This window comes from Inquilinus sp. YAF38, assembly GCF_052113205.1.
Taxonomy (GTDB): Bacteria; Pseudomonadota; Alphaproteobacteria; order DSM-16000; family Inquilinaceae; genus Inquilinus.
This window is the reverse complement of the sequence record NZ_JBFRCU010000054.1, coordinates 43,127-49,861: the sequence shown is the minus strand read 5'-3', so window position 1 is coordinate 49,861 and position 6,735 is coordinate 43,127. Positions and strand designations below refer to the sequence as shown.

Here is a 6,735-nt window from a genome sequence, read left to right as displayed (position 1 = left end):
TCTCCACGCAGCTCTTGGCCCCGCACAACGTCGCCGCCAGCGCCACGAACAACAGCTCCGCCAGATCGTGCCGGGCGTTCGGGTCGCGCGGATCGCGAACCTCGCGCAGGATTGTGATCAGCGACGACATCGGGCCTCCTCCGCAAGAGAAAGCCTCTACAGAATCGATCTCTCTTCCTCCCGCAACCCCCTCCTTCATTCAAATGCGATTCCCCTGCCCGCAAGGGGAGGGGGAGGATAGAAGGGATAGGCCGGTCCAAACGGCGGTGTTCCGAAAAGGTCTCGCAACCGGGAGAGGCAACGCGATCAGGAGAAGAAGCGCGCCGGGCGGAAAGTCGCCAGCTCGGGGCGGACGGCGCCGTGCAAGACCTCGTCGGCCACGGCGGCGCCGAGGAAGGCGGCCAAGGTGACGCCGCTATGGGTCACCGCGGCGTAATAGCCCTCGACCTGCGGCAACGGTCCCACGGCGGAATAGCTGTCCCTCGGGATGGCGCGGATGCCGAGGCGCACCGCCTCCGGCTCCACCGGCCCCATCGCCGGCAGGATCGCCCGGGCCTTGCGGATCAGCTCGCGCATCTCCGGCAGGTCGACGCTGGGGCGCGGCGCCGTGGCCGGGTCGAACTCGTCGTCGTTGCGGCAGACCAGCAGGCGGCCGGCACCGTCCGGCCGGATGTCGCAGCCCGGCGCCTTCAGCAGGCGCTCGAGCCCGACCGCGACCGGCGGGGTGAAGGCCAGCAGCCCCGCGGTCGGTGCCAGCGGGATGCGCAGCGCCGGGTCGAAGCCGGCATCGTCGGCCCAGCGGCCGGTGCAGTTGACCACCAAATCGGCACCCAGCGTCCGGCCATCCGCCATGGTCACGCCGGTGACGCGGCCGGAGCGCAGCTCCACCCGCACCACCCGGGCGCCGACCTCGACGCGCGCGCCGAGACGCCGCGCCGCGGCGAGCATGGCCTGGGCATAGACCACCGGGTCGACCCAGCCCTCCTCCGGGAACCAGGCGACCGGCGCGTCGCCCACCGCCGCCGGGTCGATGTCGGGCGCCAGCTCGCGCAGCTGCGCGGCCGAAATCCATTCGGCGGCATAGCCCCAGTCGCGCAGCCGCTCGAAGCGCCGGCGCTGCTCCTCCCGCCCGGCCTCGTCCGCCCATTCCAGGCTGCCGTTCAGGTGCAGCCAAGGCGTCGCCGCGAACTCGTCGCGCAGCGCCGCATGTGCCTTCATCCCGGCGACGTTGAGGTCGTGATAAGCCCGCGGCGTCTTGCCGTGCGAATTGACCCAGGCGAAGCTGGTGCCGGAGGTGCCGGCACCGATCCGCGTCGCCTCCAGCACCGTGACCGACGCGCCGCCCTGTGCCAGGCGGTACGCCACCGAGGCGCCGATGACGCCCGCGCCGATCACGATGATGGAAGTCATTCCGTCCTCAGTTCTTCTTCACGTCTTCCAGGTAGAACCGGCCGAGCGGGGTCTGGCCGAAGCCCTCGATGTTCTTCCGCGAGACCGTCAGATACGGGCTGTAGTAGAGGTCGATCCAGTTGACATCCGTCTTGGCCATCTTCTGCAGGTCGACATACATCGCCTCGCGCTTGGCCGGGTCGGTCTCGACCCGGGCTTTGGCCACCAGCGCCACCACCGCGTCGTTCTTGTAGCGGGTGTAGTAGTTCAGGTTGGCGTCGTAGCCGAGGACGAAGGTGGTCTTCTGGTCCGGGTCGATGATGTCGTTGGTCCAGTAGTTCATCGCCAGGTCGTAGTCGCCGGCCACCTCCATGTCCCAGCTCTGGCTCGGGTCGACCTTCTGCAGGTTGACGGTGATGCCGACCTTGGCCAGCTGCTGCTGGATCAGCACCGACACCTGCTCGTCCACCGTGTCGCCGGTCTGCACCAGATAGGTCAGCGCGATCGGGCCGGCGCCGGCCTTCGCCAGCAGCGCCTTCGCCTTCTCCGGATCGTAGGGCCGGGCGCCGTTGTCGTCGGTGTGGTACAGCGCGCCCTTCGGGACGTAGGAGTTGGCGACCGTGCCGATGCCGAAGGTGACGGTGTCGACGATCACCTTCTTGTCGATGGCGTAGTCGATCGCCTCACGCACCTCCAGCTTGTCCAGCGGCGCATGCGAATGGTTGATCAGCAGGTGGTCCTCGCGGGTCGAGGGGTCCTTGTGCATCGTCAGGTTGGAGTCCTTCTCCAGCTCCGCCACCTTGGCGAAGGGCACGAAGATGGCGGTGTCGAGCTCGCCGGCCTGGACCTTCAGCATGCGGGTGTTGTCGTCGGGGACCGAGATCCATTCGACGCCGTCGAGGCTGACCTTATCGGCCTGCCAGAAGCTCGGGTTCTTCTTCAGCACCACCTTGTTGCCGCGGCTCCACTCCTCCATGGTGAAGGCGCCCGAGCCGATCGGCTTCTCGGCGAAGGCATCCTCGCCCATCGCGGTCACGACCTTCTGCGGCAGGATCCCCGTGCCGGGCAGCGCCAGGCTGGCCAGGAACGGCGTTGCCGGCTGGTTCAGCGTGATCACCAGCGTGTGGTCGTCCTTGGCCTCGGCGGTCTTGATCACCTTGTAGTTGTCGGCGATCAGCGACCCCGGATTGTCGCGCGCCCGCAGCAGCGAGAAGGCGGCATCGGCGGCCGTGACCGGGCTGCCGTCGGAGAATTTCGCGTCGCGCAGCTTCAGCGTGTAGACCACGCCGTCGTCGGAGACGGTCCAGCTTTCGGCTAGGCCGGGGACCAGCTTGGTGCCGTCCTTGCTGACCCGGATCAGCACGTCATAGACGTTCGAGAACACCCAGTAGTCGACATTCTGCGAGGTCTTGATCGGGTCGAAGGTGGTGCCGTCCTCGCGCCGGCCGATGGTCAGCACGCCCGCCGCCTCGGCCGCCGCCCCACCGGCGACCAGCGCCGCCAGGAACGCCGCCGACGCGACGCCGAGAATCCTGTTCCGTTTCATCGTGAGCCTCCGGTTGTTGCCCCGCCTCAGTTTGCGGGGATTGCTGGATAGAGATGGCAGGCGGTAAAGCGCCCGTCGACCGGCCGCAGCGCCGGCGGCGCCCCGGCCCGGCATTCCGCCATGGCGAAGGGGCAGCGCGGATGGAAGGCGCAGCCCGGCGGCAGGTCGAGCGGGCTCGGCGGCTCCCCGGCCAAGAGGTCCGCCGGCAGCGTGCGGTCGGGGTCGATCTCCGGGATCGCCCGGACCAGCGCCTGGGTGTAGGGGTGCTTCGGCGCGGCGAACACCGCCTCCGCCGCCCCCTCCTCCACGATCCGGCCGAGATACATCACCGCCACCCGGTCGCACAGCCGCCGCACCACGGCGAGGTCGTGCGCGATGAAGATCAGGGCCAGGTTCATCCGGGCCTTCAGCTCGATCAGCAGGTTGATGATCTGCGCCTGGATCGAGACGTCGAGTGCCGCCACGCATTCATCGGCGATGATCAGCTTCGGCTCGACCGCCAGGGCGCGGGCGATGCCGACGCGCTGGCACTGGCCGCCGGACAGCTCGGCCGGGCGCCGGGCCGCGTGCTCGGGCCGGAGGCCGACCAGGGTCAGCAGCTCCGCCACCCGGGCCGGGACGCGGTCGCGCGGCACCTTGCGGTGGACCCGCAGCACCTCGGCGATCGCCTCGCCCACCGTCATGCGCGGGTTCAAGGCGCCATACGGGTCCTGGAAGATCATCGCGGTCTCGCGGCGCAGCCGGGCCACGCCGGCGCGGCCGCCCGACGCCACGTCGGCACCACCGAAGCGGATGGCGCCGCCCGTGGTCTCGCCGAGCCGCAGGATGGCACGGCCGAGCGTGCTCTTGCCGCAGCCGGATTCGCCGACCAGGCCCAGCGCTTCGCCCGGCGCCAGGGTGAAGGAGACGCCGTTGACCGCCCGCACGAGCCGCGGCGAACGCCCCGGCAGCGGCAGGCCGCCGGCGCGGAAATGGACTTCGAGGTCCTGGACGTCGAGCAGGGTCATGCAGCATCCCCCAGCGCCCGGTGGCAGGCGGCCATATGGCCGGGCTCCGGCCAGGACGGCTCCGGCCGCACCGCCATGCAGCGGTCGAAGGCGCGGTCGCAGCGCGGGTGGAAGCGGCAGCCGGAGGGCAGGTCGGCCAGGGACGGCGGCTGGCCGGGGATGAAGGGCATCAGGCCGTTGCCGCTGCCGCCGTGGGCGGGCTGGCAGGCGATCAGCCGGGCCGTATAGGGGTGTCGCGGCGCCGCCAGCACGGCCCGCTTGGCCCCCGCCTCGCACAGCGTGCCGCCATACATCACGGCGATGCGGTCGCAGCTCTGCGCCACCACGCCAAGATCATGGGTGATCAGGATGATGGCGAGGCCGCGCCGGTCGCGCAGATCCAGCAGCAGCCGCAGGATCTGCGCCTGCACGGTGACGTCGAGCGCGGTGGTCGGCTCGTCGGCGATCAGCACCTCCGGGTCGCAGGCCAGCGCCGTGGCGATCATTGCCCGCTGCCGCATGCCGCCGGAGAATTCATGCGGATAGCCCCCGGCCCGCCGCTCCGGGTCCGGGATGCCGACCTGGCGCAGCAGGTCCACGGCGGCCGATCGCGCCTCGCGCTTCGAGGCGCCGCGGTGCAGCCGGATGCCCTCGGCGATCTGGTCGCCGATCCGCATCACCGGGTCGAGATGGCTGGACGGGTTCTGGAAGATCATGCCGATCTCGCGCCCACGCACCCGGCGCATCGCCTCCGGGTCCAGCGCCGCCAGGTCGCGGCCCTTCAGCCACACCGAGCCGCCGGCAATGCGCAGCCCGCCCGGCAAGAGGCCGATCAGCGCCCGACAGGTGACGCTTTTGCCCGAGCCGCTCTCGCCCACCAGCCCCATCACCTGCCCCGCCTCCAGCGCGAAGGAGACGCGGTCGACGATGGTCGTCTCCTCCCCCGCCCGCGTCAGGGCCACCGACAGGTCACGCACCTCCAGCAGCGGCGCGGTCATTCCTTCACCCCGAGCCATTCGCCGAGACCGTCGCCGAGCAGGCTGAAGCCGAGCGCGATCACCGCCAGCGCCCCGCCGGGGAAGGCGGCGATCCACCAGGCGCGGATGATGAAATTCTGGCTTTCCGCCACCATCACGCCCCATTCCGCGGTCGGCGGCTGCACCCCGAGGCCGAGATAGCTGATCGAGGCGCCGAGCAGCATGGTCAGCACCACGTCGGACATCGAGAACACGAGCGAACTGACCAAGGCGTTCGGCAGGATGTGCCGGGCCATGATCCGGAGATGGCCGTAGCCCAGGCTGCGCGCGGCGGTGACGAAGTCGCTGGCCTTCAGCACCAGCACCTGGGCCCGCACCAGCCGGGCGTAGGACACCCATCCGACCAGGGCCATGGCGATGAAGAAGCTGCCGAGGCCGGGGCCGAGGATGGCCATGATCGCCAGCATCAGCACCAGGAAAGGAAAGGCGATGACGATGTCGACGACCCGCATCACCACGATGTCGACCCAGCCGCCGAAATAGCCGGAAACGCAGCCGACCGCGGTGCCGAGGATGAAGGGGATCAGCACCCCGAACACGCCCATCATCAGGTCGAGCCGGGTGCCCCAGATCATCCGGGACAGCACGTCGCGGCCGAAATTGTCGGTGCCGAGCCAGTGCCCCGGCCCGGGCGGCAGCAGCGCATTCGCGGTGTCCTGCGCGATCGGGTCGTAGGGCGCGATCACCGGCGCCAGCAGCGCCGTCAGCACGAAGAAGCCGACGATGCCGGCGCCCCACCACAGCGCGCCCGGCACCCGTGGCAGCTTGAGCTTGAAGCGCAGCCGGGCGGCGGACGTGCCGGCGACGGCGCTCACAGCTTTACCCGTGGGTCGAGGGCGACGGTCAGGATGTCGGCCAGGAAGTTGACGGTGACGCTGGCGACGGCGAAGGCCATGGCCACGCCCTGCACCACCATGTAGTCGCGGGTGAAGATGCCGCGCACCAGCAGCTGGCCCATGCCGGGGATCGAAAACACGTTCTCGATGATCACCGTGCCGCCGATCAGCCAGCCGATATTGACCGCCAGCAGGTTGATGGTCGGCACGATGGCGTTGGGCACGACATGACGCCAGAACACCATGCCCTCGGGCAGGCCGCGCGCCCTGGCCGCGGTGGCCTGGTCGGAGCGCAGCTCGGCGATCATCGCGGTCCTAAGGGTCCGGGTCAGCACCGCCGACAGGGCCAGGGCGATGGTCAGCCAGGGCAGCACCAGATGGTGCAGCCGGTCGGCCCAGTCGTCGCCGTAGCCTGCCACCGGGAACAGGCCCAGCGTCACGCTGAACAGGATGATCAGCATGATCCCCAGCCAGAACGGCGGCAGGCCGAGCCCGGTGGTGGAGATGATGCGGATGGCGTGGTCGGCCAGCCGGCCGCGGCGGCGCGCGGCGATGGCGGCGAAGGGCACGGCGATCAGCAGCGACAGCAGCACGGCGCCGAACACCAGCAGCAGCGTCGGCTCGATCCGCTCCGCGATCAGGCGCAGCACGGGAACCTTGTACAGGATCGACCGGCCCATCTCGCCCTGGGACAGGTTCTGCAGGAACAGGCCGTATTGCGTCCACAGCGGCTCGTCGAGCCCGAACTGGGCGCGGATCCGGGCGACCGCGTCCGGCGTCGCCTTGGTGCCCAGCAGTACCCGCACCGGGTCGCCGGGGATCGAGCGGATCAGCACGAAGGTGATGACGCTGATGCCGAACAGCACCGGGATCAGCTGCAGCGGACGGGTCAGGACGAAGCGGAAGCGGTGCATCGACGGTCAGCCCGGGCGGCGGGCGGG

Annotated in this window: 7 protein-coding genes; all 7 read right to left on the bottom strand. The window is 70.1% G+C overall.

Translation table 11 applies throughout. The annotated features are described in order from the left end of the window. A partial coding sequence (locus AB4Z01_RS22440; protein WP_441697745.1) for a transposase family protein occupies nucleotides 1–130 on the bottom strand: 130 nt, incomplete at its 3' end. Between the two features lie 176 nt (nucleotides 131–306). After that, the gene (locus AB4Z01_RS22435; protein WP_441697743.1) at nucleotides 307–1,410 is read right to left on the bottom strand and encodes an NAD(P)/FAD-dependent oxidoreductase; all 1,104 of its coding nucleotides are present in this window, start codon (nucleotides 1,408–1,410) and stop codon (nucleotides 307–309) included. Between the two features lie 7 nt (nucleotides 1,411–1,417). Then, nucleotides 1,418–2,935, bottom strand: a complete 1,518-nt coding sequence (locus AB4Z01_RS22430) for an ABC transporter substrate-binding protein (protein WP_441697742.1) — start codon at nucleotides 2,933–2,935, stop codon at nucleotides 1,418–1,420. A 26-nt stretch (nucleotides 2,936–2,961) separates the two neighbouring features. After that, a complete protein-coding gene (locus tag AB4Z01_RS22425; RefSeq protein ID WP_441697740.1) occupies nucleotides 2,962–3,942 on the bottom strand; it encodes an ABC transporter ATP-binding protein in 981 nt (326 codons plus the stop codon). Then, nucleotides 3,939–4,919: an ABC transporter ATP-binding protein gene (locus tag AB4Z01_RS22420; protein WP_441697738.1), complete on the bottom strand. Its 981-nt coding sequence runs from the start codon at nucleotides 4,917–4,919 to the stop codon at nucleotides 3,939–3,941. The genes AB4Z01_RS22425 and AB4Z01_RS22420 overlap by 4 nt, the downstream gene beginning before the upstream one ends. Beyond that, a complete protein-coding gene (locus AB4Z01_RS22415; RefSeq protein WP_441697736.1) occupies nucleotides 4,916–5,773 on the bottom strand; it encodes an ABC transporter permease in 858 nt (285 codons plus the stop codon). The genes AB4Z01_RS22420 and AB4Z01_RS22415 overlap by 4 nt, the downstream gene beginning before the upstream one ends. Then, complete coding sequence (locus tag AB4Z01_RS22410; RefSeq protein WP_441697734.1) at nucleotides 5,770–6,708, bottom strand: ABC transporter permease; 939 nt, start codon at nucleotides 6,706–6,708, stop codon at nucleotides 5,770–5,772. The genes AB4Z01_RS22415 and AB4Z01_RS22410 overlap by 4 nt, the downstream gene beginning before the upstream one ends. Between the last annotated feature and the right edge of the window lie 27 nt (nucleotides 6,709–6,735).

Coding starts and splice junctions, on each gene's coding strand:
- AB4Z01_RS22435 (WP_441697743.1), bottom strand. CDS start 1,410: ATGACTTCCATCATCGTGATCGGCGCGGGCGTCATCGGCGCCTCGGTG.
- AB4Z01_RS22430 (WP_441697742.1), bottom strand. CDS start 2,935: ATGAAACGGAACAGGATTCTCGGCGTCGCGTCGGCGGCGTTCCTGGCG.
- AB4Z01_RS22425 (WP_441697740.1), bottom strand. CDS start 3,942: ATGACCCTGCTCGACGTCCAGGACCTCGAAGTCCATTTCCGCGCCGGC.
- AB4Z01_RS22420 (WP_441697738.1), bottom strand. CDS start 4,919: ATGACCGCGCCGCTGCTGGAGGTGCGTGACCTGTCGGTGGCCCTGACG.
- AB4Z01_RS22410 (WP_441697734.1), bottom strand. CDS start 6,708: ATGCACCGCTTCCGCTTCGTCCTGACCCGTCCGCTGCAGCTGATCCCG.